Source organism: Citrobacter sp. CK185, from assembly GCF_030333565.1.
Taxonomy (GTDB): domain Bacteria; phylum Pseudomonadota; class Gammaproteobacteria; order Enterobacterales; family Enterobacteriaceae; genus Citrobacter_B; species Citrobacter_B koseri.
The window spans coordinates 72,531-93,383 of the sequence record NZ_JAOWFR010000015.1; the positions used below are offsets into that span (position 1 = coordinate 72,531).

Consider the following 20,853-nt stretch of genomic DNA (forward strand, 5'->3'; position numbering starts at 1 on the left):
ATCAGGGCCAACGTTTAATAATGATAGAAGTATTGATGCCGCCAAACGCAAAGTTGTTGCTTTGCAAAAATTCACAATCAATCTTGCGGGCTTCACCCATGATGTAATCCAGCGCGCCGCATTGGGTATCCGGCTGACTCAAGTTTAGCGTAGGTGCAAACCAACCTTCACGCATCATTTGCAGACTCATCCAGGCTTCCAGTGCCCCGCAGGCGCCAAGGGTATGCCCAAAGTAGCTTTTTAGCGAGGAGATCGGCACATTATCGCTATAAATTGCGGCCGTTGCCTGACTTTCTGCGATATCGCCCCGATCGGTCGCCGTGCCGTGGGCGGAAATGTACCCTATATCCTGTGCGCTTAAACCTGCTATTTTCAGCGATTGTTCCATGCAAATCTGCATGGTTTCACGCTGTGGCTGGGTGATATGCGCGGCGTCGCAGTTAGTGGCAAAGCCGATGATTTCGCCGTAAATGGTCGCCCCTCGGGCTTTGGCATGTTCCAGTTCTTCGAGAATCAGCGTCCCTGCGCCTTCGCCAATTACCAGCCCATCGCGCTTTTCATCGAACGGCGAAGGCGTCGTTTTCGGTTCGTCATTGCGCTGGCTGGTGGCGAACAGCGTGTCAAAAACCGCCGCTTCAGACGGGCATAACTCTTCTGCGCCGCCGGCGACCATCACCGTCTGGTAGCCGTGACGAATCGCTTCCCAGGCATAACCAATCGCCTGACTGCCGGAGGTGCAGGCGCTGGACGTCGGGATCACGCGGCCCCGCAGGCCAAAGAACAGCCCGGTGTTGACGGCGGTGGTGTGCGGCATCATCTGCACGTAAGTGGTGCCGGTGATGTTGTTGGTGTGTTTTTCCGTCAGCATGGTGGCGAATTCGCTCACCGGGCCGGTACTGCCGGTAGAAGAACCATAGGCAATCCCGGTTTCGCCGTTGGTCAGCACCGTATCGTCGATAAGCCCTGCCTGTTCCAGCGCCAATTCGGTGGCGCGGGTGGACATGAGCGACACACGGCCCATCGCCCGAATACGCTTGCGGGTATAGTGTGCCGGTAGGGTGAAATCATCGACTGGCGCGCCGAGCAGCGTATGCAGTCCGTCATAAACCTGCCATTCCGGCATCTGGCGCACGGCGTTTTCGTAAGCGTTCAGTCTGGTGGAAACGTCCTGCCAGTTCTCGCCAAACGCGGTGACGCCGCCCATGCCTGTAATCACAACGCGACGCGTCATAACATCCCTCCATTGATGGATATGACCTGGCGGGTAACGTAACCCGCAATATCCGACATTAAATAACTGGCCAGCCCTGCCACTTCATCTGCCTGGCCCATACGTTTCATTGGGATGATGGACATCGCCTCTTTCAGCGCGGCCTCTTCCATTGCGATCATGCCGGTGTCAATCAGCCCCGGCGCGATGCAGTTGACGGTGATTTTACGTTTTGCCAGCTCAATCGCCAGCGCTTTTGTCGCACCGATAATGCCCGCTTTTGCGGCGCTGTAGTTAACCTGACCACGGTTGCCCATCACGCCGGAAACGGATGACAGGGTAATGATCCGTCCACCCTGACGTGCGCTAATCATCGGCATGATGCACGGCTGAATCACATTGTAAAAGCTGTCGAGATTGGTGTGGATCACGGCATCCCAGTCGTCGTCGCTCAGCGCCGGAAAGGCAGCGTCGCGGGTGATCCCGGCGTTGCTGACTATGCCATACCACGGGCCATGCGCGTCGATATCCTGCTCCAGTACCTCGCGGCACTGCTCGCGACTGGCGACGTCAAAACTGAGCAGACGGCCTGCGCCGCCGACGGCGAGAATGGCATCCAGCGTTTCTTGCGCGCCCTGCGCGTCACGGTGATAGTGAACCCCGACAACAAAGCCGTCAGCCGCCAGTTGACGGGCGATGGCGCGACCGATGCCTTTGCTGGCCCCGGTAACCAGAACGGAACGACTCATGTTGCAGCTCCCTGTTGAAATAGCGTGGTGAGTTCTTCCTGCGTGGGCTGGAACGTATTTACGCGGCCTGTCGCCAGCGTGTCATCCCCCACGTCGATTGTGCATTCAAAGCTGCCGAAACGCTCATCCTGCATGAGTAATGTGGCCCTGATGGTCAGCGTTTCCCCGGCGGGGAGGGCGCCTGCGGCGCAGACGAGTTCACGCGCGCCGAGCACCATGCCCAAAGAGATGGCGCTCTGACCCTGTTGATGACGATGCCAGCCTGACCAGACGCCGACGGTTTGCGCCATCAGTTCCAGCGCGAACCAGCCGGGCAGATTGCCCTGCGGGTCAAGAAACGGGGCCAGCACGCTGCCTGGCGCCACGGTGACGCGGCAGGCGGCGGACTCGTCCGTGACGTACTCGACGTCTTCGAGCAGCAACATGGGGGCGTCATGCGGCAGATACTCGCCGGGTGATAAATAGCGACTCATGAAACCCTCCCGAGCAGAATGCTGGCGTTGTTGCCGCCAAAGGCGAACGAGTTAGATAAGATCACCGGGCGTTCAAGCGCGCGCGGTTGTTCGATGATGCCGCAGCGCGGCAACGCCGGGTCACGCGGCGAATCGCTGAAATCCTGCGGCGGCAGCGGCAAGTCGCGTTGCAGAATCAACATGCTGAGGGCGGCTTCGGTGATTCCTGCTGCGCCCAGTGTGTGCCCGGTCAGATGTTTGGTGGAGCTACAGGGCACATTCTCGCCAAACAGTTCACTCACGACTTTCGATTCGATCTGGTCGTTGAGCGGCGTGGCGGTGCCGTGCAGGTTGATATAACCCACCTGCGTCGGCGTGATGCCTGCGTCATTGAGCGCCTGGGTAATCGCGCGAATCGCGCCTTCACCTTGCGGATGCGGCGCGGAAATATGGTACGCGTCGCTGGACTCGCCGACGCCCAGCAGCGCGACAGGCTGCGGTTCGCGGGTCAGCAGCATCAGCGCGGCCCCTTCACCGATGGTAATGCCGCTGCGATCCCGGCCGAACGGCAGGCATCGCGTTGGAGAGAGCGACTCCAGGCTGTGGAAGCCGTTAATCGGCATCCGGCTTAAGGTGTCCGCGCCGCCGACAATCGCCACGTCTGCCAGACCGGCTTCGATCAGTCGGCGTCCGCTGATGATCGCTCTGGCGCTGGAGGAACAGGCGGTGGAAAGGGTGAACGCCGGGCCATCAAGCGCCAGCCAGTGGCTGAGAAAGCGCGACGGATCGCCCAGCTCCTGCTGCGGGTACTGCCAGGAGAGGCTTTCCTGGCCGTTTAGCGTCAGGTTGACATGGGCATCACCCTCGTCGAGGCCGGAGGTGCTGGTGCCGAGCACCACGGCGACGCGATCGCGGCCATACTGCGCGATGGCTTCATCCACCCGGGGCTGGATCTGCGCGAGCGCGGCCAGCAGCAGCTGATTGTTGCGCGAACGGTGAGCGGCAAAGTCATCGGGGATGGCGGGCAGTTCGCCGTCAACACCGGCGAGCACCGCCTGTGGATGCCCCTGTAGCCAGCCGGGGCGAGGGCGCATACCAGGCGCCACGCCGCGCGTCAGGTTCGTGGCGATCTCATCCGTATCGTTGCCCAGCGCGTTGATCATACCGACCGCAGAAATATAGATCATATCAGTCACCCAGATATTGAATGGTGATGTGGTATTTGAACACATGCTGCTCAATGCTGATTGGCTCGCGTTTGCCTTTGCGGTTCAGATAGATAATTTCCGTCACCAGCTTACCGCTGGCATTGCGCAGCTCGCGTTTGTCGCCGTTGTCGGTGAGCGTCCAGCCCGTCGGCAACTGCGGCTGCCAGGCGCTAATCGGCCAGTGGCTGAGCATTACGTCGGCCAGAACCTGGCTGGCGGGCGGCAACTGCGGCACCACGATGGACTGCTCGGTGTGCAGCCCTTTCTCATCATAGGTGACAAGGAACAGGCGGATGCCAACCGACGACAGTCCGGCAAGGGTGATTTTTTGCTCGTCGGCATTGAGCATCACCAGCAGCGACTGGGTTTTGCCGTTAAAGCTGCCGGTGAGCAGTTGTTGCGAACTGACCGCCGGAGAGATGCCCGGCGCAGGCAGCGTGACGCGCGCGCCGGGTTCCAGCCACGCCTGCGGGCGGCCTTCCGGCGCTTTCTGCGAGTGGCTGCATCCGGTCAGAACGAGTGCCGCGGTCATCAGCAGAAATTGCCGGATGGCACTATGCTTATCCGGCCTGCGGTTTGTGCGCTGGCGTAGGCCGGATAAGGCAAAGCCGCCATCCGGCAAAAGGTGTCTCAACCAGCGCGCTGTTTGTTTGATCATCTTCTTTTTTTCTCTTTTTTACCGGGCATTGCCAGAGGCGATAACAGAAATGCGGTGAAAATCCCGCTGACCAGTACGATACCGAAACTGCTGATGGCCTGGGTGGCGCTAAAGACCAGCATGCCGAGGGTCAGCAGCGTGGTCATCATCGCCAGCGTAATCGCCAGTAGTGAGGTCAGCGGCGTTCCGCGTGGGTTGCTGAAAAACAGCGTATAGTTGATGCCAATCCCCAGCACCAGCACCAGCGCCAATAGCGAGAACAGATTGACCGCATGGCCGCTCAATGTCAGCGCCGCCAGACCGCAGCCCAGCGACAGCACTGACGGCACCAGGCTTACCAGCCCTTTGCGCCAGCCAAGCCTGATCATCGCGCCGCAGGCAATGACCGCCAGCGCCACAAACAGCAGTCCCGTCAGCACATTGCGATAGAGGGCGAACAGTGTGTCGAAGGTGCTTTTTCGGTCAACCCACGCCACGCCGGAATATTGCGTGGCGAGGGCGTTCAGCGCGGCGCTTCGCTTCACGCCGTCTACCGGCACCAGCACGCCGCTTTCGCCATTCTCCCGCGTCAACCACAGCAGCCGCCAGCCTTCGCTGGCCGGGCTGGCAAGCCAGGCGTCCACCGTTACCGGCATGGCGTTCAGATCCGGGTTAACCGTGGAAAGCCCGGCATTCTGTAGCGCGCGGCTCACCGCCGGAGCGGCGTTTTTCAGTAGCCTCAGATCCTGCTGCTGACGGGCGAGCGAGTTGATCGGAAGCGTGCGATAGCCGCTGAGCAGCCCGTCACGTTTTGCCTGTTCCAGCGCTGGGGTAAAGGCTTCCAGCCGCTCCAGCGTTTGCTGTGCGGACTGACCGTAAACCACAAACCATTTCTGATCGACGCTCTGCCCGGTCAGGGCGGTGATCGCTTTTTCCTGCGCCAGTATTTGCTGCGGCAGCGCCTGTAGCTGTGAAATATCGTCATCCACATGCAGCGTTGCGATGCCCGCCAGCGAGAAGATCGCCAGCGCCACAGGCAGGCCGATGGACAGTTTTTTATTGCGCCGCCACGCCGCCAGCCAGCGCAACATCAGCACCATTGCCGGAACGGGGCGCACAGGCAGCCCGCGACACAGCCACGGATGCCAGAAAATGACCGTCAGGCAGGAGGCGCTTAATCCCACGGCGGCAAATACCGCCATCTGGCGAATGCCGGGGAAAGGAGCGAGCATCATGATCAGATACGCCGCGACGGTGGTCAGCAGCGCCAGCAGCAGGGCGTTACGCACTTTGGCGAGGCTCTGCCACGGCGACGCGTCGTTGCCGTGCACCATGCGCTCGGTCAGGTAATAAAGCGTATAGTCGGCCGAAATGCCGATGATGCTCATGCTCATCACCAGCGTCATCAGGTGCAGCTCGCCAAAAATCAGCAGGGTGACGACGGTTCCGGCCAGCGCGCCGACGCCAATTGATATCAGGCACAGCAGCAGCGGGCGCAGCGAGCGAAAGACCGCCACGATCAGCAGAATCACGCCCAGAACCGTCGCCACGCCAAGGGTGGAAACATCCTGTTTCGCCTGCTGGCTGGCGTAATCACTGTAAAAAACCGTACCGCGCGACAGCAGCTGCGCCTGCGGATAACGCGTTTTTAGTTCACCTTCCAGCGCGCTGAGCGTGGTGACGAGCTGGTGCGTTTGCTGCATATCAAACGACGAACCGGCCAGCTCGCCGTGCAGCAGATACCAGTAGTGCCCCTGCTCATCCTGAGTGACCAGCCAGCCGTCCATCAGCCGCAGACGCTGGCCGTTTTTCGCCATCGCCAGCTGCGAACCGCGCATCAGCATCAGCGGATCGTTTTGCAGCTCTTTACCGCTCACCCCGGAGAAGGCGGAATACAGCTGAGACAGAATCCACTGCGCCTGCGCGTCGCCGCCGTTTTGCAGACGAGCGCGGGTGGCCTCATCGATCAGGCCGTTGCGATGCTGCCAGAAAAAGGCGCCCCATGCCTGCTGGCTGTCGGCGTCCATCGGGCCTTTGACGTCCGCCAGCGCGTGGGATTTTTGCAACAGCGCGAGCCAGTCGCGCGCCACCTGCGGATCGGCCTGTTTACCTGGACTTACCAGCCAGACCAACTGTTGGTCGAGGCGCTGCATGAAACCGTCGTTCAGGCCAGGCGGAATGTTCCCTAAAGCCTGTTTTGGCAGCATTGCCAGCACGCTGCTGTTCAGCCGTGACTGGGGCAGCAGCGTCAGCAATGCACCCAACATAATCAGGCAGGCGACACCCCATAGCAGCGCGAGGCTTTTACGGTTATTGCGCGGTAAAACGTTGGCGTTCGTCATCAGTCAGTTGAGCGGGCGTCAGTTGGTGTTGAGTGAGTGCGATATCTGTGCGATCGCCTTGTTTATCATTCAGTTGGATTGACTCCAGATACGTTTGTCCGGCCAGGTCAATCGTGGCGAAAATCTTGTCCAGCGGCGTGGTGATCGGCGTTAGCCGCAGCGCCCAGCGCCCCTCGCCTTTATCGGCGAAATCGACGCGGAAGTTCTGCTCCAGCACGCTGCGGTCAGCCTGGAACAGCGCGCGCAGCAGGTGGTTAAACTGGAACATCTGCGGGTTGTTTTCGGCGGTGATGACCTGCGGCGGCTGGCCGTTGATCACCTGCACCATCCGTTTGTCGTCCAGCAGCAGCTGCATCGGGAACGGGGCGGTTTGATCCCACAGCAGCCCCTGGTCGCGAGCGATCAGCATCCTGCCCTGGGATCGCAGCGGCTGCGGCAGATCCTTAATCGTCCGGGTTTGATCGAAGTGGGCGCGGACAACCGGCTGTTCGGTAAAGCGCTGTTGCAGATCGTCGAGCGTCAGAGCGCTCACGAACGGGCTGATGATCAGCGCCAGCAGCGGCAGGAATCTCATGGCGTTACTCCCATACGTTCAAACAAAATATCCGGGCTGACGAAGCACATCTCGCGGCTTTTCTCTTCTACCGCAACCTGGATGGTGTAACCCGTCGTGGCGCGTTTTCCCGTCTGCGCATCAAAAATTTCGTAGCCGATGCGCAGGCGGTTTTCGTACTCTTCAAGACGGGCGCGCACCCGAATGCGTTGTTCGAATGTCAGCGCGTTGCGGTACTTCACGCGGGTATCGACCACGGGCCACAGGTAGCCGGACGCTTTCATCTGGCGGTAGCCGTAGTCGAACTGGTTGAGCAGCGCCTCACGGGCAATCTCGAAGTAGCGGAAATAGTTGCCGTGCCACGCGACGCCCATCATATCGACGTCGTGGAACGGAATGGTCAGTTCTACTTCAGCAGTAAAACGGGGATCGTTAAGCACCCTTTACTCCTTGTTTTTGGCATCCGGCAACTGCCAGAAATCGAAAAAATTAAACCAGTCGAGTGGCGACTGTAGCGCGTAGTGCTCAAGGCGTTCGGCGTAGCGGTCGATGGCCTGCTGTAATGCCTGCTGGCGTTCGGCGCGCGGCAACAGCAGCGGGTCGGCGAACGGTTCACAGTGGATATGCCGTTTCCCGTTCTGGCGCAGAGCGAAAATAAGCTGAACCGGGCAGCGCAGGATGGAGGCCAGAATAAATGGCCCCTGCGGAAACGGCGCGGGCTGGCCCATAAAACGGCTCCAGCAGACGCGCCACTCGCCGCCACGCTGTGGGTTAACCGCAATACGGTCGCCAACAATGGCGATCCACTCGCCGCGTTCCAGCTTCTCTTTCAGCAGGATGGCGGTGTCCGGGCCGATGTCGGTGACGGGCATCAGGTTCAGCCCGGCCTGCGGCGCCATCTCGTCCATGATCTGTTTAAAACGTTGGGCATTGTCGCTGAACACCAGAGCGTTGATGGTTTTGCTGCCCTGCAATTGCGCCAGCGCGCGGCAGGCTTCGACATCGCCCAGATGCGAGGCCAGCAACAGTTTGCCCGTTGGCGCCGTGATGTTGAGCGTCTCTTCTGCGCCCGGCGCAAAGACCACATCGCGGCCAAACTGTAGCTCCCCGCGCCAGCTGGCGATTTTATCCAGCATCGCCTCGCCAAAACGCAGAAAGTGGTGGAAGCTGGTCAGCCGGGACGGAACGGGGCGCTGGCGTGACGTCAGCTGCGTTCGCACGCGGGTCAGCCAGTGTTGCGACGCGTTGCGGGCGTGCGCTGCCGTCAGCCAGTAGATGCCGACCACCGGATAAAGCAGCAGCGAGAACGCCTTACGCCCAAGCAGACGCCAGACCAGCAGCATCAGGCGCATTCCCCACAGCCCTTTAACTTCCTGTTGGCGCGCCCAGTGCGGCGACGAGCGGCGAAACAGCAAAGACGGGATGCGCGGCAGCATGCCGAAGAACAAGCGGGTGTGCATCAGTGAAATTCGGCAGTTGTCTTTTAGCGCGTCAAAATGGGACAGTCCATCCAGCGGATAGGTAACGCGGGTCGGGACAAAATAGCTGGTGTTGCCCTGCCAGTAGAGGCGCACCATGACTTCGGTGTCGAAGTCCATCCGTTTGCCGAGCGTGACGCGCTGCGCCAGTTGCAGCACAGGGGCGACCGGATACACGCGAAACCCGCACATGCTGTCTTTCAACTGGAACGAAAGCGTTTCAATCCATACCCAGACGTGGGTTATCCAGCGACCGTACAGGCGCGAACGGGGAATGGAATCGTCATAGATCGGCTGCCCGGAGATCAGCGCGGCTGGGTTTTCCTGCGCCAGTTCGAGCAGCTTCGGAATATCTTCAATGGCATGCTGGCCGTCGGCGTCCACCTGCACCGCGTGGGTAAATCCCGCGTCTGAGGCTGCCTGTAGCCCACGAATCACCGCAGCGCCTTTGCCCGCGTTTTCCGGCAGGCGGATCAGCGTCAGGTTCGGTTCCTGAGCCGCCAGCTGTGCTAATCGCTGACGTGTTGTTTCGTCACTGCCGTCATCCACCACAATGCAGGGCAGATTAAACGGCTGTAGCCGCGCCAGCACCCGCGCCATCATCGCGCCGTGGTTGTAGCAGGGGATGAGCACGCAGGGAGTGAAGGTCAACGGCATAACCGGATCTTCCCGCTGCTGGCGGTATGCCGCGCGTCGCCATTGTGACGCTGATAGCTAAACGTCAGGAGCTGGCGGGTTTCCTGCCAGCTCAGGGTCAGCGTCACCGTGGTTTCAGGCAGCAGCGGCGCCTGGAATTTGACGTTCTGGATGCTGTGAAAACGCCAGCCGGGCGTGAGCAGCGTGGTGGCGTAATGCATCACCCAGTCCAGCTGCGCGACGCCGGGCAACAGCGGCTGCACGGTAAAGTGGCCGCTGAACCAGAACAGGGAAGGGTCGAGATGCAGGACGATCTCAAGCTGTTGGGGTTGTGCCTGATGGCGCTCAATTTCATGGGGTATCATGAAATAACTCCTGTAATTGCGCATAGACACGCTTGTTCATACTGTTGACCGGGATCTCGTCGATCACGCGCCAGTAGCGAGGTACGGCAACCGGCTCCAGCCACGGCAGCAGCGAACGACGCCAGGTCAGCTCCTGGGCTTTGCCGCCGCAGCGCTGCCATTGTTGGCGGGTTTCGTCATCCAGCACCAGCAGAACGCCAATGCCCTGACGACCGCCGCGTGAAACAGGCAGCGCGACCGCCTCGCGGATGCCCTTCAGCTCCAGCAGCCGCTGTTCAACTTCGCTGAGCGAGATCCGTTTCTCTTCAATTTTGACGACGCGCCCCCGGCGTCCCATCAGGCGGAACTGGCCGTTCTCATCAAACTGGAGGATATCGTCGAGCAACAGGCCGTCCTGCTGCACGATCAGCGGCGAAAAGGCGCGAAATGCTTCGCCCTCCGGCTGAAAATGTACGCCGGGGAAGGGGAGCCAGGCGATCTCCTCCTGCTGGCGGTAGCGCCAGGCGAGAATGCCGGTTTCGGTGCTGCCATAGATTTCATCCGGCCAGATATTGAGCCAGGCGGCAGTTTGCGTGACATCGCCCCAGGGCAGCATACCGCCTGCGGAAAGGATCATGTTGACCGGCGGCGGCGTGAGCCGGTGGTCGAGGCGTTTCAGGAACGCCGGACTGCTGATAAACGCATAGCGGTGGTCGTGGCTTAGCGCGGCAAGCTGCTCTGCGTAGTAGAGCATTGCGGCATGAAGCGGCAGGCCGAGTGCCATCGGCAGGAAAATACGGAAAGTCAGACCGTACAGATGCTGAGGAACGACTGACGCCACGACGCGACAGCCTGCCAGGCGGTCGGCAAAACGCATCGCCAGCAGTTCGGCCTCGCAATCCAGCCGCGCGATGGGTTTGATGATGCGCTTGGGCTGACCGGTGGAGCCAGAGGTAAACAATTCAACGAAGGCATCGGCGTCAATATCGTCGAATGTGAAGGCTTCTGCGCTGAACTGTCGTGATGTATTGACCACCAGCAGCGGGCCGTGCCAGCCAGACGTCTTATCGCTGAGCACGCCGTTGAACAGCGCGCGCTGCTCATCCAGCAGAGAGACGCGGTTATGCCCCGGAATAACGGGCGTTTTTCCGCTATGCAGCGTTGCCAGCAGCGCAACAATAAACAGATAGCTGTTCTCAAAACACAGCGCCCAGCGCTCGCCCTCCTGCTGTTGCAGGTGTTTCACCAACTGCGCGACGTCATGGCGCAGGTGGCCCAGCGTCCAGGTGTCCTCACCCAGCCAGGCAACAGGCGTTTCATCCGGGCGTGGCGCGGTGAGCCAGCGGGAGAGCGGAAGGGTCTGCTTCATTGTGTTTCTCGTTTAATCACCTGGCGGCGCACCAGCCACTCGCCCGCCATCAACGCGCCCATCAGCAGATAGGCAATCATGCCGTTCCAGGCAGTCCATAGCGCCATGTCGCCGTGTAGCGCGGTAAAGAGCGCAATACCGCCGTTGCCGATGAAAAAAGCGCACCAGATTTGTGTTACGCGACGGGTGTAGCGCACTGCGGCTTCCGGCAGCGCAGGTTCACGCAGTCGCGCCAGACGTTCGACAATCGGCATGGATGTCCACAGCGAGCCGCCAAAAACGGCAAGCATGACGCCGTTAACAACAACCGGGTAAAACAGCAGCAGTTGATGTGTTTTAAGCAGATAGCTGGCGACGCAAAGCGCTATGCCCGCCACCGCCGCCACCTGAGTGACGACGCGCAGCGGCCCCGCCTGTCGCCGGGTCTGACGAAAGCGTAAAAAGAGCAGCAACGCCATCAGCGGCAGCAGCCAGTGGAGGCTGTTATGCGTCAGCCCAAACCAGATCAAAAATGGCCAGGCCAGCAGCATCAGGCCGGTCAGCAACTGAATACCCATACGCGCGTGAGCGCCTGACATGGCGTATTACGCTTCTTTCAGCAGGCGTTCTACGGCGTCGACGACATCCTGCACGGTACGCACCGCTTTGAACTCTTCCGGCTTGATTTTCTTACCGGTTTTCTTTTGCAGATGCACGATCATGTCGACGGCGTCGATGCTGTCCAGCTCCAGATCTTCATACAGGCGCGCCTCAGGTTTGATGTCCTGAGGGTCGATTTCAAACAGTTTGACCAGAAGCGCGGAGACTTCTTCATAAATGGCATGTTGTTCTGTCATAACGGACTCGCCTCAGGCACGTTGAGCGTGAATGAAAGATGCCAGCGTGGCGACGGAAAAGAAGTGCTGACGCATCTCTTCGCTCTCTGCGGAGAGCACCACGCCATACTGGTTTTTCACCGCCAGCCCCAGCTCAAGGGCATCGATCGAATCCAGTCCTAAACCATCACCAAAGAGCGCCGCCTCGGTATCGATATCGTCAGCGGACAGCTCGTCCAGATTCAGCGTATTTATTATGAGATTTTTAATTTCAAGGTAGAGCGCTTGCATCATTAATTCCTGAAAGAGGTGTAGCACCTGGTTGTAATTGAAGCAAAAGATGCCGGTTCAACTGCCTTGCCGCCAGCGCCGGTTCTTGTAAATTTGCATCGTTAAACGGGTCGATCGCGATCCGCTCGCGCACCTCTACGGTAAACAGAGGTTTCGCGGGAGGCACGTCATACCATTTGCTCTGCTTATCCAGCAGATGCTCGCTACAGTGGATAGTCACTACGCGTAAATCGCTGCCGCAGCGCACGGCGATATTGGCCGCGCCGCGTTGCAGCGTCATTTTTTCACCGGGTCGCGTTCGCGTCCCTTCGGGGAAAATCAATATTGTGTCGCCCTGATCCAGACGCTGCTGGCAGGCCGGTAACAGCGCGTCGGCCTGGCTGTTTATCAGGTAGTCCGCCGCGCGAATAACGCCGCTGACGAACGGGTTTTTCAGCAGTGCGCTCTTCACCAGGCAGTCGGTTTCGGGCATGACGGAAGCCAGCAGCACGTAATCGATAAGCGTGGGATGGTTCGCCACCACCAGACACCCTTTCTCCTGTCGCAGCACGTCACTCCCCTCAATGCGGTAGTCCAGAACGCCAAGCGTTTTCGCTACCGTTAAAAAGGCGCGAAAACTGGCCGCAATGCTGCGACGGGCCAGGCGGCGGCGTCTGACGGGGTTACATACCAATAGTAACAATAAGTTGAACCACACGACAGAAAGCAACAGCCCGCCGATGCCGAACAGGGCAAAACAAAAACCGGTCATCACCAGTCGCCATGCCCAATCCAGGCGCGCCAGAAGCGTATTCACGCGCGGCTCCACTGCCACTCTACCCGCTCGCCCGGCAGCGTAAAGGCGTCGGCGTTTTGTAAGTAACGCTGTAAAAACAGCAGGCTTTGCGGAAGCGGCGTTTCATCCTGAGGCGCGCCGGGACGCGTGGCGCAGGACAGCGAATTCCCCGCTTCAATGACAAAGGCGACGGCGTAAGGCCAGGTCGGCATCTGCGGCGGTAATCGCGGATGGTAAAACTCGGGCAGGAAGCCGTCGAAATCGACCATCAATACCCGCTGATAACCCGCCTGAAGCAGGCACATCACTTCGCACAACCCTTGCTGGAAGGTGTCTCTCCCGGCGGAAAGCGAGGATGAGACAACTGGCTGTTTTGCGGCAATGGTCAGATTACCGACCGCGGAATTGTGTACTGACAGGGCGAAATCGGTGGGAGAAAGCGCCTGTTCCATCGCCAGCGCGTGCAGGATGCGGTAGTTACGCTCCAGTTCGCCGTGGCGGCTGGTATAGAGCACCGCGTCGATATCGTGGCGACGCAGCATGGCCAGCCCGCACTCTACCGCCAGTTTGCTGCCGGAACTGAGCCGCCGGGCGGTCATCATCGGGAGTTCGTGCAGTTTTGCCTGCGGCGCGGCGGGATCGATGGCGTACGGCTCCCGCGACCACTGCTGCCAGTGGGTCGCTTCGCTAAGTCCTGGGGCTCTGGCCTGCCAGTCTGTTATGTTTAGTGCAAATTTCATCAACGCGCGTCCGCGGTAATCCGGTGATACCAGTGACGTTTTTTTAACGTCACTTTGTTATTTTTTCTTTTGGCATATCAATAAAGTATGCCCAACGCCCAGGTTGTCATGGCGTTCATCCACCTGAAACCCTGCCATGTCCAGATAGTGATAAAACTTCTCTACGCTGTAGAAACGGCTGTTGCCATTTGCCATACAGGTAAAATAAAGCGAAGACGCATTCAGGCTAAAAGAGGCCGCTTCAAATTTCTGCGCATCCCAGAACAGCTCCATAATGCACAGCCTTGCGCCGGGTTTCATCACGCGGGCAACGTTACTGAGCATGGTGATAATCTGTTCCGGTGAAAAGCAGTCCAGAAATTGGCTCATCCACCAGATATCGGCCTCTCCAGGTAAAGGCGTATCACCCAGCATATCCACTGCATGGAAATCTATGCGATGAGATAATCCTGCATTTTCGATATTTTTACGGGCAAGTGCAATTTGTTGTGGCAAATCTAATAAAGTGACCGCGATATTTTCATCGTACTGGCAGCAGCGTAATGCCCATTTCCCGGTATTTCCGCCCACATCGTACAGGGTTGCCGGGCGACTGGCGAATACATAAGGCAGCGCGGCGTCAAATGCGCCGTCGGAATAGTAATGATCGAAGGCGAACCAGCTGTCACGCGCCGCCTGCGGTAATTGCGACAGCGCGGGATAAATCGTTGGCCAGTCGCCGAATATTTTCAGTCCTGACGGTTTGCCTTCCTTTAGCGCATTTTCCAGATAAAACAGCCCCTGATAGCAAACATCCTGGGTGAAATCCATATTTATGCGGGTCATGGCGTCATGCAGAAGAAAATGCCCCACCTTCGCGAGATAATAATGCCCCTCTTTGTGAGTAATAATACGTCCGCTTAATCCCATATCCAGCAGTACGCTGGCGGCATATTCATTGATGCTGCTGTTTTCAGTGATATCGTCGAGCGTTGCGCCGCGTTTACCCTGCCGATCCAGATATGTCAGCACACCCGCGTTACGCAGACACAATGCGGCCTGGAAAAGCATGGGGGCGAAGGCGATACGTTGTGCTTCCGTGATGGCATCCAGTGCGCTGAGCGAGTCCTGTTCGTACATAATGGGGACAACCTGTTAAGAGGGGGTAAAAGCGAGTTATCGGGCCGTCTTCGACCCGACTTTAATAATCCGCGTCATCTTTCAGGCCGCCGCTTTTGACGCGTGAACGTTCAGCTCAATGCCGCCTGAATGAAAGTGCGTACCGCCTGAATTACAGACCCGCGCCTGCGGACAAGTTAACCTGGATGTCTTTGTCCAGGTTATGTACCCAGCGGTTGTAGTTTTTGTGAATTTTGCCGCCGGAAGCCTGCAAATTGAGGCTGCTGTCGTATTTGATGTCGTAGCCGGTGGTGGAGTAGGTAATGCGCACTTCAGCGACGTGGTTGCGCGTCTGCTGACGTCCTTTGATAACGCCTGGCCCGACTTCAGACATGATCCATTGACGTTGAACGCCGGCCTTCAGAATGGCGTTTTTGACCTGCTCCTGAGTATGGCCCGCGCTCACGCTGGAGTGAACCTGATCGATAGGCGCAGTACGCGCGCAACCCGCCAGAGCACCCACAACCGCAATAGCGGCAAACCATTTAATGAATTGTTTCATGAAAACTCCCTATCAATTAACTAGTTGACTAATAATGTGCTTATTAATTTATTAATAACGAACGCCAGCCATAATGGCGTCGGTTTTTATTTTATGCATTTTTCATTTCACGCGAAAACCGACTGAATGCGGTATTGTTATATCTGTTTGAGTTAAGTCGCTTTATTCCGGTGAATGCTGTTTCTTATTTATTAAATAACGGGCGGCAGGACATATTTCATTTAAGGTAAACTGCCACATATATTTAAAACGCATGACAGTTTACCGGGCAGGTGCGTAGATAAAAACTACCCTGGTTGGTAGGTAAATTAATTATCCGGGCAACCGACTTTTCGGGCGACCCGGCCCCAGCAAAATCGCCAGCTTGCTGCCGCCTTTGGTGGTCTCCATCCAGATCTTACAGACGCTGGTAAGCGGAACGGAAAGCAGCATCCCTACCGGGCCTAATAACCATCCCCACACCAGTAAAGAGAGGAACACCACCAGCGTGGACATTCCCAGGCGGTGGCCCATCATGCGTGGTTCCAGGATATTGCCGATGATCATATGCACCACCAGAAAGAGCGCGCCGACCAGAACGCATTCGTAGAAACCGTTGAACAGCAGTGCCTGAATCATCGGCGGCACTGCTGAAATGACCGAACCAATATTAGGGACATAGTTGAGTAAAAACGCCAGCACGCCCCACATCAGCGCAAACTGGATGTCCATCAGCGCCAGCCCCAGCCAGACAATCACGCCGGTCCACAGGCTCAGCAGCGTTTTCAGCGCCAGATAGTGCGACACGCCTTTGAGCGCCCGGTGTAAACCCGCAATGTGAATTTGCGGGTTGTTCAGCGCGAAACGCAGTTTGTAGGGAACGTGGCGGACTTCGAACAGCATAAACACCACCGTCATCACCAGCAGGACTACGCTTGCCATCGCCCCGGAAAGGCCAGTCATCAGTGTGGTGGTGAAGGTCATCAGTTTATCGGAGTCGATGCGTTGCAGCAGGCGTTCCGGCGACATGTGCAGGTTGAGGAAGGGCAGCATCTCCTGCAAATGCAGAACCTTACGCGTCAGCTCCTTGTTGTATTTCGGCAGCATGGCGACGAATTCATTGATTGACGCAGCCAGTACGCCGATCAGCGCCGTCAGCACGATAAGCATCACGACCACCACGAGGGTAATCGCCACCGGGCGGTTAACGCCGCGACGAATAAACCAGGTTACCAGCGGGTTGAGGACAATGGCGAAAAAGAGCGCCAGTAAGAGCTGTACAATAATATCTGCTGCGGCATGAAGCCCTGCCAGTATGACGACCAACGACGCCAGTTTGAGCAGAATATGCATCCCCGTTTTGTCGGGTTGAGGGGTTGTCATGTCATCTTCCTTTTTGCATTTTTTCTAAGTGTAGCGCCTGGCCTGAGACCAATATTCTTAATCTTGCTACTGATTTTCGCGACTCAGCATGATAAAAATGAAACACTGTTGTAAAAACGTGGTGACCTCCCATGCCCGAACCCGTCGCTGAACCGGCGCTTAGCGGATTGCGCCTCAATCTACGTATTGTTTCTGTTGTGATTTTTAACTTCGCCAGTTATCTGACGATCGGTTTGCCGCTCGCAGTCCTGCCGGGCTATGTCCATGATGTGATGGGGTTTAGCGCCTTCTGGGCGGGGCTGGTCATAAGCTTACAATATTTTGCGACGCTCGTGAGCCGCCCTCATGCGGGGCGCTACGCTGACCTGCTGGGGCCGAAAAAGGTTGTCGTCTTTGGTTTGTGCGGCTGCTTTCTGAGCGGTCTGAGCTATCTCCTGGCGGGATTCGCCAGCGGCTGGCCGATTGCAAGCCTGCTGCTGTTATGCCTGGGGCGTGTCATTCTGGGCATTGGACAAAGCTTCGCCGGAACCGGATCAACGCTCTGGGGCGTAGGCGTAGTGGGGTCGCTGCATATTGGCCGGGTGATTTCGTGGAACGGTATTGTCACGTATGGCGCGATGGCGATGGGCGCCCCGCTTGGCGTGTTGTTTTACGCCTGGGGCGGGTTACAGGGGCTGGCGTTGACGATCATGGGCGTGGCGCTGCTGGCCGTGCTGTTTGCGCTCCCGCGCCCGGCGGTGAAAGCCAGTAAGGGCAAACCGCTGCCGTTTCGCGCCGTGCTTGGGCGCGTCTGGCTGTATGGAATGGCGCTGGCGCTGGCATCCGCGGGATTCGGCGTTATCGCCACCTTCATCACGCTGTTTTATGACGCGAAAGGGTGGGATGGCGCCGCCTTCGCGCTCACGCTGTTTAGCTGTGCGTTTGTGGGCGCCCGTTTATTGTTCCCCAATGGCATCAATCGGTTAGGCGGCTTAAACGTGGCGATGATCTGCTTTAGCGTGGAGATTATTGGGTTGCTGCTGGTGGGCGTTGCGCTGATGCCGTGGATGGCGAAAATTGGCGTGCTACTGGCGGGGGCGGGGTTCTCGCTGGTCTTCCCGGCGCTGGGCGTGGTGGCGGTAAAGGCGGTGCCGCAGCAGAATCAAGGGGCGGCGCTGGCGACCTATACGGTGTTTATGGATTTATCGTTGGGCGTGACCGGGCCGCTGGCGGGGCTGCTGATGACCTGGGCGGGTGTGCCGGTTATCTATCTGGCGGCGGCGGGTCTGGTGGCGATTGCGCTGTTGCTGACCTGGCGGTTAAAAAAACGGCCTCCGGCGGTATCGCAGGAGGCCGTGTCATCGTCTTAACCGTTACTGGATAACCAGTGTGTTAATGATGTTTTCAGCGGCGGTTTGCGCCTTCTGCTGATCGTCTGCTGGCAGCGTGATTTGCAGGGTCAGCAGTTGGTTATCCACTTTGCCCAGCAGTACGGAAGAGTACGCGGTCTGGCCTTTCGCAGAGATAATGCTGTCCAGCTGTTGCAGCGTGTGGCCTTTCAGCTCGATGGCTTTATTGGTCACGACCTGCAACTGCGGGTCGCGGCTGCGCTGTTGGTCTTCCAGACGTTTCGCCAGCACGGCGAGGTCTTCATTGGTGTTATCGCCAACAATCACGATCACCGCTTTCTGGCCTGTCGCGTCAGAGTAGACGTGCATATTATTGGCCTGAGTGCCCAGCTTGCCGCTCTGGTCGGTCATATCCGCTGGCAGTGAGAACGTCAGCTTACCGTCCAGCAGGCTGACAGGTTGTCCGGTTGCGTTGCTTTCCGTAGAGGTTCCCTCTGCCGGAGCATTGGTATCGTTGTTATCACAGGCCGCAAGCCCCATAACCAGCAGGCCAATACCGACATATTTAACCAGATTGCGCATTGACTTCTTCCTTTCGATAAACGGCCATAACGGCTCATTCATCCATCTTATCACAACTCGGAAAATGAACCTTTAACTCGTCTGCAATGCCGAGATTTCAGATTTATCTGCCAGCCTTTTCAGCAACATATTCAGCAATACGCCATACATCGGCAGGAAGAAAATAATGCTGATGAGCACCTTGAAGCAGTAATCGACAAGGGCGATTTCCATCCAGTGCTCGGCCATAAAGGCATCGGGGCTGCGCCAGAAAGCGATGAAGAAGAAGGCGAGGGTATCGCTGACGTTGCCAAACAGCGTGGAGGCCGTAGGAGCCATCCACCAGCGGCGGTTCTGGCGCAGGCGGTTAAAGACGTGTACATCCAGAATCTGGCCCAGCGCATACGCCATAAAGCTGGCGGTGGCGATACGCGCGACAAACAGGTTGAAGTGCAGCAGCGCGCCAAATCCCTGCCAGGAACCCATATAAAACAGCGATGAGATGACATAGGAGATGAGCAGCGCCGGGATCATCACCGCAAAGATTATCCGTCGTGCCAGCGGTGCGCCAAAAATGCGCACGGTCAGGTCGGTCGCGAGAAAAATAAAGGGAAAGCTAAAGGCGCCCCACGTCGTGTGGAACCCGAAAACAGAAATCGGAAGCTGTACCAGATAGTTACTGGAGGTGATCACCAGTAAGTGGAATAGCGATAGCCAGAACAACGCTTTTACGCGCTGTATTTGAGTAAAGGAGTTCATATTGTACCTTTTTGATCGATATTTGGGGTGAGGGAACCCAATAAAACCGCCGCATCATACTGCTTTGAAAACGTATTGCAATGGTTGTTTTTCACGCAATCGTTAACTTGATTTGCTTACGGGCAAACAGGGCGTAAACTACAGCCGTTTTTTTAGTGAATGAGACGAAGATGACCGATCTGTTTTCCTCCCCCGACCATACGCTTGATGCCCAGGGGCTACGCTGCCCGGAACCGGTAATGATGGTGCGTAAAACCGTGCGTAACATGCAAACGGGCGAAACGCTGCTGATTATTGCCGACGATCCGGCGACAACCCGCGATATTCCTGGCTTTTGTACGTTTATGGAACATGAGCTGATGGCGAAAGAGACGGATTCGCTGCCGTATCGTTATTTGCTGCGTAAAAAGCATTGAGTCTCAGTCGGATAAAACCGGCGTGACCGCTGCGACATTTTTAAACCATCGTTTCAATTTTTCCTGCTTTTTTGTGAAGCACTTCACCTTCATCTTTCAGGGCATCGGCTACGGTTTAAGCGTAAAAACTAAAACAATGTTTTAACGCTACCCTCTCAACCTCTGGAGCTGACCCGATGAAAGTGACTCTCAAGCCGCTCGCGGCTTCCCTGTGCCTGGCTACCGCGTCAATACTGTTTTCCCATTCCGTTTTCGCGCAGGTCATTAAAGCGGCGGATGTCCATCCGCAGGGCTATCCGAATGTCGTCGCCGTGCAGAAAATGGGCGAAAAACTCAAACAACAAACCGACGGCAAACTGGAAATTAAAGTGTTCCCGGGCGGCGTGCTGGGCGATGAAAAACAGATGATCGAACAGGCGCAAATCGGCGCGATTGATATGATTCGCGTATCGATGGCGCCGGTGGCGGCTATTCTGCCGGATATCGAAGTCTTTACGCTGCCCTATGTGTTTCGCGACGAAGACCACATGCACAAAATTATTGATGGCGATATCGGGAAAAGCATTGGCGATAAGCTGACGAACAACCCGAAATCACGTCTGGTGTTTCTTGGCTGGATGGACTCCGGGACGCGCAACCTGATTACCAAAAACCCGGTGGAAAAGCCGGAAGATCTCCACGGTATGAAGATTCGCGTGCAGGGAAGCCCGGTGGCGCTGGATACACTGAAAGACATGGGGGCGAACTCGGTGGCGATGGGGGTGAGCGAGGTGTTTAGCGGTATGCAGACCGGCGTGATTGACGGTGCGGAAAACAACCCGCCGACTTTTGTCGCGCATAACTACATGCCGGTTGCGAAGAATTACACCCTCAGCGGGCACTTTATCACCCCGGAAATGCTGCTCTATTCCAAAGTGAAGTGGGACAAGCTGACTGCGGATGAGCAGCAGAAGATCCTGACGCTGGCGCGCGAAGCGCAGTTTGAGCAGCGTAAATTGTGGGATGCCTATAATCAGGAGGCATTAGCGAAGATGAAGGCTGGCGGCGTGCAGTTCCACGAAATTGATAAAGCGTATTTCGTGAAGGCCACCGAGCCGGTGCGCGCGCAGTATGGCGAAAAACACCAGGCGTTGATGAAGGCGATTGCCGACGTGCAGTAAGCGCCTTC

24 protein-coding genes are annotated in these 20,853 nt (G+C 57.5%); 3 read left to right on the plus strand and 21 right to left on the minus strand.

Annotated elements, in window-relative coordinates; translation table 11 throughout:
- Position 1: 1 nt before the first annotated feature.
- From OGV79_RS02605 to OGV79_RS02695, 19 genes are all read right to left on the minus strand, one after another.
- Positions 2-1,231, minus strand: a complete 1,230-nt coding sequence (locus OGV79_RS02605) for a beta-ketoacyl-ACP synthase (RefSeq protein WP_286467088.1) — start codon at positions 1,229-1,231, stop codon at positions 2-4.
- A complete protein-coding gene (locus OGV79_RS02610; RefSeq protein WP_104868075.1) occupies positions 1,228-1,959 on the minus strand; it encodes a 3-ketoacyl-ACP reductase FabG2 in 732 nt (243 codons plus the stop codon). The genes OGV79_RS02605 and OGV79_RS02610 overlap by 4 nt, the downstream gene beginning before the upstream one ends.
- Entirely contained in the window at positions 1,956-2,432 is a 477-nt protein-coding gene (locus tag OGV79_RS02615) for a hotdog family protein (protein WP_286467093.1), read from the minus strand. The genes OGV79_RS02610 and OGV79_RS02615 overlap by 4 nt, the downstream gene beginning before the upstream one ends.
- Positions 2,429-3,598, minus strand: coding sequence for a beta-ketoacyl-[acyl-carrier-protein] synthase family protein (locus tag OGV79_RS02620; protein WP_200093147.1), 1,170 nt, complete (start codon positions 3,596-3,598; stop codon positions 2,429-2,431). The genes OGV79_RS02615 and OGV79_RS02620 overlap by 4 nt, the downstream gene beginning before the upstream one ends.
- A 1-nt stretch (position 3,599) precedes the next feature.
- Positions 3,600-4,151 (minus strand): DUF3261 domain-containing protein, encoded by a 552-nt coding sequence (locus tag OGV79_RS02625; protein WP_198448740.1) that lies wholly within the window; start codon positions 4,149-4,151, stop codon positions 3,600-3,602.
- 122 nt (positions 4,152-4,273) lie between these two features.
- Positions 4,274-6,598 (minus strand): MMPL family transporter, encoded by a 2,325-nt coding sequence (locus OGV79_RS02630; protein WP_286467104.1) that lies wholly within the window; start codon positions 6,596-6,598, stop codon positions 4,274-4,276.
- Positions 6,567-7,172: a LolA family protein gene (locus OGV79_RS02635; protein ID WP_047460500.1), complete on the minus strand. Its 606-nt coding sequence runs from the start codon at positions 7,170-7,172 to the stop codon at positions 6,567-6,569. The genes OGV79_RS02630 and OGV79_RS02635 overlap by 32 nt, the downstream gene beginning before the upstream one ends.
- On the minus strand, positions 7,169-7,591 hold the full coding sequence (locus OGV79_RS02640) for an acyl-CoA thioesterase (protein ID WP_012135602.1): 423 nt from the start codon (positions 7,589-7,591) through the stop codon (positions 7,169-7,171). Before OGV79_RS02640 ends, OGV79_RS02635 begins: the two co-directional genes overlap by 4 nt.
- Positions 7,592-7,594: 3 nt before the next feature.
- Positions 7,595-9,286 (minus strand): glycosyltransferase family 2 protein, encoded by a 1,692-nt coding sequence (locus tag OGV79_RS02645; RefSeq protein ID WP_286467108.1) that lies wholly within the window; start codon positions 9,284-9,286, stop codon positions 7,595-7,597.
- On the minus strand, positions 9,277-9,630 hold the full coding sequence (locus tag OGV79_RS02650; protein WP_200075922.1) for an ApeI family dehydratase: 354 nt from the start codon (positions 9,628-9,630) through the stop codon (positions 9,277-9,279). The genes OGV79_RS02645 and OGV79_RS02650 overlap by 10 nt, the downstream gene beginning before the upstream one ends.
- On the minus strand, positions 9,617-10,978 hold the full coding sequence (locus OGV79_RS02655) for a class I adenylate-forming enzyme family protein (RefSeq protein WP_115626009.1): 1,362 nt from the start codon (positions 10,976-10,978) through the stop codon (positions 9,617-9,619). Before OGV79_RS02655 ends, OGV79_RS02650 begins: the two co-directional genes overlap by 14 nt.
- The gene (locus tag OGV79_RS02660) at positions 10,975-11,556 is read right to left on the minus strand and encodes a COG4648 family protein (protein WP_024131036.1); all 582 of its coding nucleotides are present in this window, start codon (positions 11,554-11,556) and stop codon (positions 10,975-10,977) included. The genes OGV79_RS02655 and OGV79_RS02660 overlap by 4 nt, the downstream gene beginning before the upstream one ends.
- A gap of 6 nt (positions 11,557-11,562) precedes the next feature.
- Entirely contained in the window at positions 11,563-11,814 is a 252-nt protein-coding gene (locus OGV79_RS02665; protein WP_012135597.1) for an acyl carrier protein, read from the minus strand.
- 12 nt (positions 11,815-11,826) lie between these two features.
- The gene (locus OGV79_RS02670) at positions 11,827-12,084 is read right to left on the minus strand and encodes a phosphopantetheine-binding protein (protein ID WP_024131035.1); all 258 of its coding nucleotides are present in this window, start codon (positions 12,082-12,084) and stop codon (positions 11,827-11,829) included.
- A complete protein-coding gene (locus tag OGV79_RS02675) occupies positions 12,065-12,835 on the minus strand; it encodes a lysophospholipid acyltransferase family protein (protein WP_502873212.1) in 771 nt (256 codons plus the stop codon). The genes OGV79_RS02670 and OGV79_RS02675 overlap by 20 nt, the downstream gene beginning before the upstream one ends.
- 41 nt (positions 12,836-12,876) lie before the next feature.
- Positions 12,877-13,599, minus strand: a complete 723-nt coding sequence (locus OGV79_RS02680) for a beta-ketoacyl synthase chain length factor (protein ID WP_114848077.1) — start codon at positions 13,597-13,599, stop codon at positions 12,877-12,879.
- Between the two features lie 57 nt (positions 13,600-13,656).
- Positions 13,657-14,718 (minus strand): class I SAM-dependent methyltransferase, encoded by a 1,062-nt coding sequence (locus OGV79_RS02685; RefSeq protein ID WP_012135593.1) that lies wholly within the window; start codon positions 14,716-14,718, stop codon positions 13,657-13,659.
- A gap of 151 nt (positions 14,719-14,869) precedes the next feature.
- Positions 14,870-15,247, minus strand: coding sequence for a hypothetical protein (locus OGV79_RS02690; RefSeq protein ID WP_130028288.1), 378 nt, complete (start codon positions 15,245-15,247; stop codon positions 14,870-14,872).
- Positions 15,248-15,571: 324 nt separating this feature from the next.
- A complete protein-coding gene (locus OGV79_RS02695; RefSeq protein ID WP_047460519.1) occupies positions 15,572-16,621 on the minus strand; it encodes an AI-2E family transporter in 1,050 nt (349 codons plus the stop codon).
- Between the two features lie 131 nt (positions 16,622-16,752).
- Between OGV79_RS02695 and OGV79_RS02700 the strand changes: the two genes are divergently transcribed.
- On the plus strand, positions 16,753-17,970 hold the full coding sequence (locus tag OGV79_RS02700) for an MFS transporter (RefSeq protein WP_012135588.1): 1,218 nt from the start codon (positions 16,753-16,755) through the stop codon (positions 17,968-17,970).
- Between the two features lie 3 nt (positions 17,971-17,973).
- On the opposite strand, the gene OGV79_RS02705 is transcribed toward OGV79_RS02700, so the two are convergent.
- Entirely contained in the window at positions 17,974-18,531 is a 558-nt protein-coding gene (locus OGV79_RS02705) for a DcrB family lipoprotein (RefSeq protein WP_024131033.1), read from the minus strand.
- A 72-nt stretch (positions 18,532-18,603) separates the two neighbouring features.
- Positions 18,604-19,269, minus strand: coding sequence for a 7-cyano-7-deazaguanine/7-aminomethyl-7-deazaguanine transporter (locus tag OGV79_RS02710; protein WP_012135586.1), 666 nt, complete (start codon positions 19,267-19,269; stop codon positions 18,604-18,606).
- 170 nt (positions 19,270-19,439) lie between these two features.
- Between OGV79_RS02710 and tusA the strand changes: the two genes are divergently transcribed.
- Together tusA and OGV79_RS02720 are read left to right on the plus strand one after the other, a co-directional pair.
- Positions 19,440-19,685 carry a sulfurtransferase TusA gene (gene tusA / locus OGV79_RS02715; protein ID WP_012135585.1) on the plus strand — a complete coding sequence of 82 codons (246 nt, stop codon included), beginning with the start codon at positions 19,440-19,442 and terminating at the stop codon, positions 19,683-19,685.
- Between the two features lie 176 nt (positions 19,686-19,861).
- A complete protein-coding gene (locus tag OGV79_RS02720) occupies positions 19,862-20,845 on the plus strand; it encodes a TRAP transporter substrate-binding protein (protein ID WP_012135584.1) in 984 nt (327 codons plus the stop codon).
- The last annotated feature ends 8 nt before the right edge of the window (positions 20,846-20,853 follow it).

Excerpts from the sequence above, each read along its gene's own strand:
- OGV79_RS02665 (WP_012135597.1), bottom strand. The coding sequence starts at position 11,814 with ATGACAGAACAACATGCCATTTATGAAGAAGTCTCCGCGCTTCTGGTC.
- OGV79_RS02655 (WP_115626009.1), bottom strand. The coding sequence starts at position 10,978 with ATGAAGCAGACCCTTCCGCTCTCCCGCTGGCTCACCGCGCCACGCCCG.
- tusA (WP_012135585.1), top strand. The coding sequence starts at position 19,440 with ATGACCGATCTGTTTTCCTCCCCCGACCATACGCTTGATGCCCAGGGG.
- OGV79_RS02610 (WP_104868075.1), bottom strand. The coding sequence starts at position 1,959 with ATGAGTCGTTCCGTTCTGGTTACCGGGGCCAGCAAAGGCATCGGTCGC.
- OGV79_RS02615 (WP_286467093.1), bottom strand. The coding sequence starts at position 2,432 with ATGAGTCGCTATTTATCACCCGGCGAGTATCTGCCGCATGACGCCCCC.
- OGV79_RS02705 (WP_024131033.1), bottom strand. The coding sequence starts at position 18,531 with ATGCGCAATCTGGTTAAATATGTCGGTATTGGCCTGCTGGTTATGGGG.
- OGV79_RS02695 (WP_047460519.1), bottom strand. The coding sequence starts at position 16,621 with ATGACAACCCCTCAACCCGACAAAACGGGGATGCATATTCTGCTCAAA.
- OGV79_RS02700 (WP_012135588.1), top strand. The coding sequence starts at position 16,753 with ATGCCCGAACCCGTCGCTGAACCGGCGCTTAGCGGATTGCGCCTCAAT.
- OGV79_RS02645 (WP_286467108.1), bottom strand. The coding sequence starts at position 9,286 with ATGCCGTTGACCTTCACTCCCTGCGTGCTCATCCCCTGCTACAACCAC.
- OGV79_RS02670 (WP_024131035.1), bottom strand. The coding sequence starts at position 12,084 with ATGCAAGCGCTCTACCTTGAAATTAAAAATCTCATAATAAATACGCTG.
- OGV79_RS02650 (WP_200075922.1), bottom strand. The coding sequence starts at position 9,630 with ATGATACCCCATGAAATTGAGCGCCATCAGGCACAACCCCAACAGCTT.
- OGV79_RS02680 (WP_114848077.1), bottom strand. The coding sequence starts at position 13,599 with ATGAAATTTGCACTAAACATAACAGACTGGCAGGCCAGAGCCCCAGGA.
- OGV79_RS02605 (WP_286467088.1), bottom strand. The coding sequence starts at position 1,231 with ATGACGCGTCGCGTTGTGATTACAGGCATGGGCGGCGTCACCGCGTTT.
- OGV79_RS02660 (WP_024131036.1), bottom strand. The coding sequence starts at position 11,556 with ATGTCAGGCGCTCACGCGCGTATGGGTATTCAGTTGCTGACCGGCCTG.
- OGV79_RS02720 (WP_012135584.1), top strand. The coding sequence starts at position 19,862 with ATGAAAGTGACTCTCAAGCCGCTCGCGGCTTCCCTGTGCCTGGCTACC.
- OGV79_RS02710 (WP_012135586.1), bottom strand. The coding sequence starts at position 19,269 with ATGAACTCCTTTACTCAAATACAGCGCGTAAAAGCGTTGTTCTGGCTA.
- OGV79_RS02635 (WP_047460500.1), bottom strand. The coding sequence starts at position 7,172 with ATGAGATTCCTGCCGCTGCTGGCGCTGATCATCAGCCCGTTCGTGAGC.
- OGV79_RS02675 (WP_502873212.1), bottom strand. The coding sequence starts at position 12,835 with ATGACCGGTTTTTGTTTTGCCCTGTTCGGCATCGGCGGGCTGTTGCTT.
- OGV79_RS02685 (WP_012135593.1), bottom strand. The coding sequence starts at position 14,718 with ATGTACGAACAGGACTCGCTCAGCGCACTGGATGCCATCACGGAAGCA.
- OGV79_RS02620 (WP_200093147.1), bottom strand. The coding sequence starts at position 3,598 with ATGATCTATATTTCTGCGGTCGGTATGATCAACGCGCTGGGCAACGAT.
- OGV79_RS02625 (WP_198448740.1), bottom strand. The coding sequence starts at position 4,151 with ATGACCGCGGCACTCGTTCTGACCGGATGCAGCCACTCGCAGAAAGCG.
- OGV79_RS02630 (WP_286467104.1), bottom strand. The coding sequence starts at position 6,598 with ATGACGAACGCCAACGTTTTACCGCGCAATAACCGTAAAAGCCTCGCG.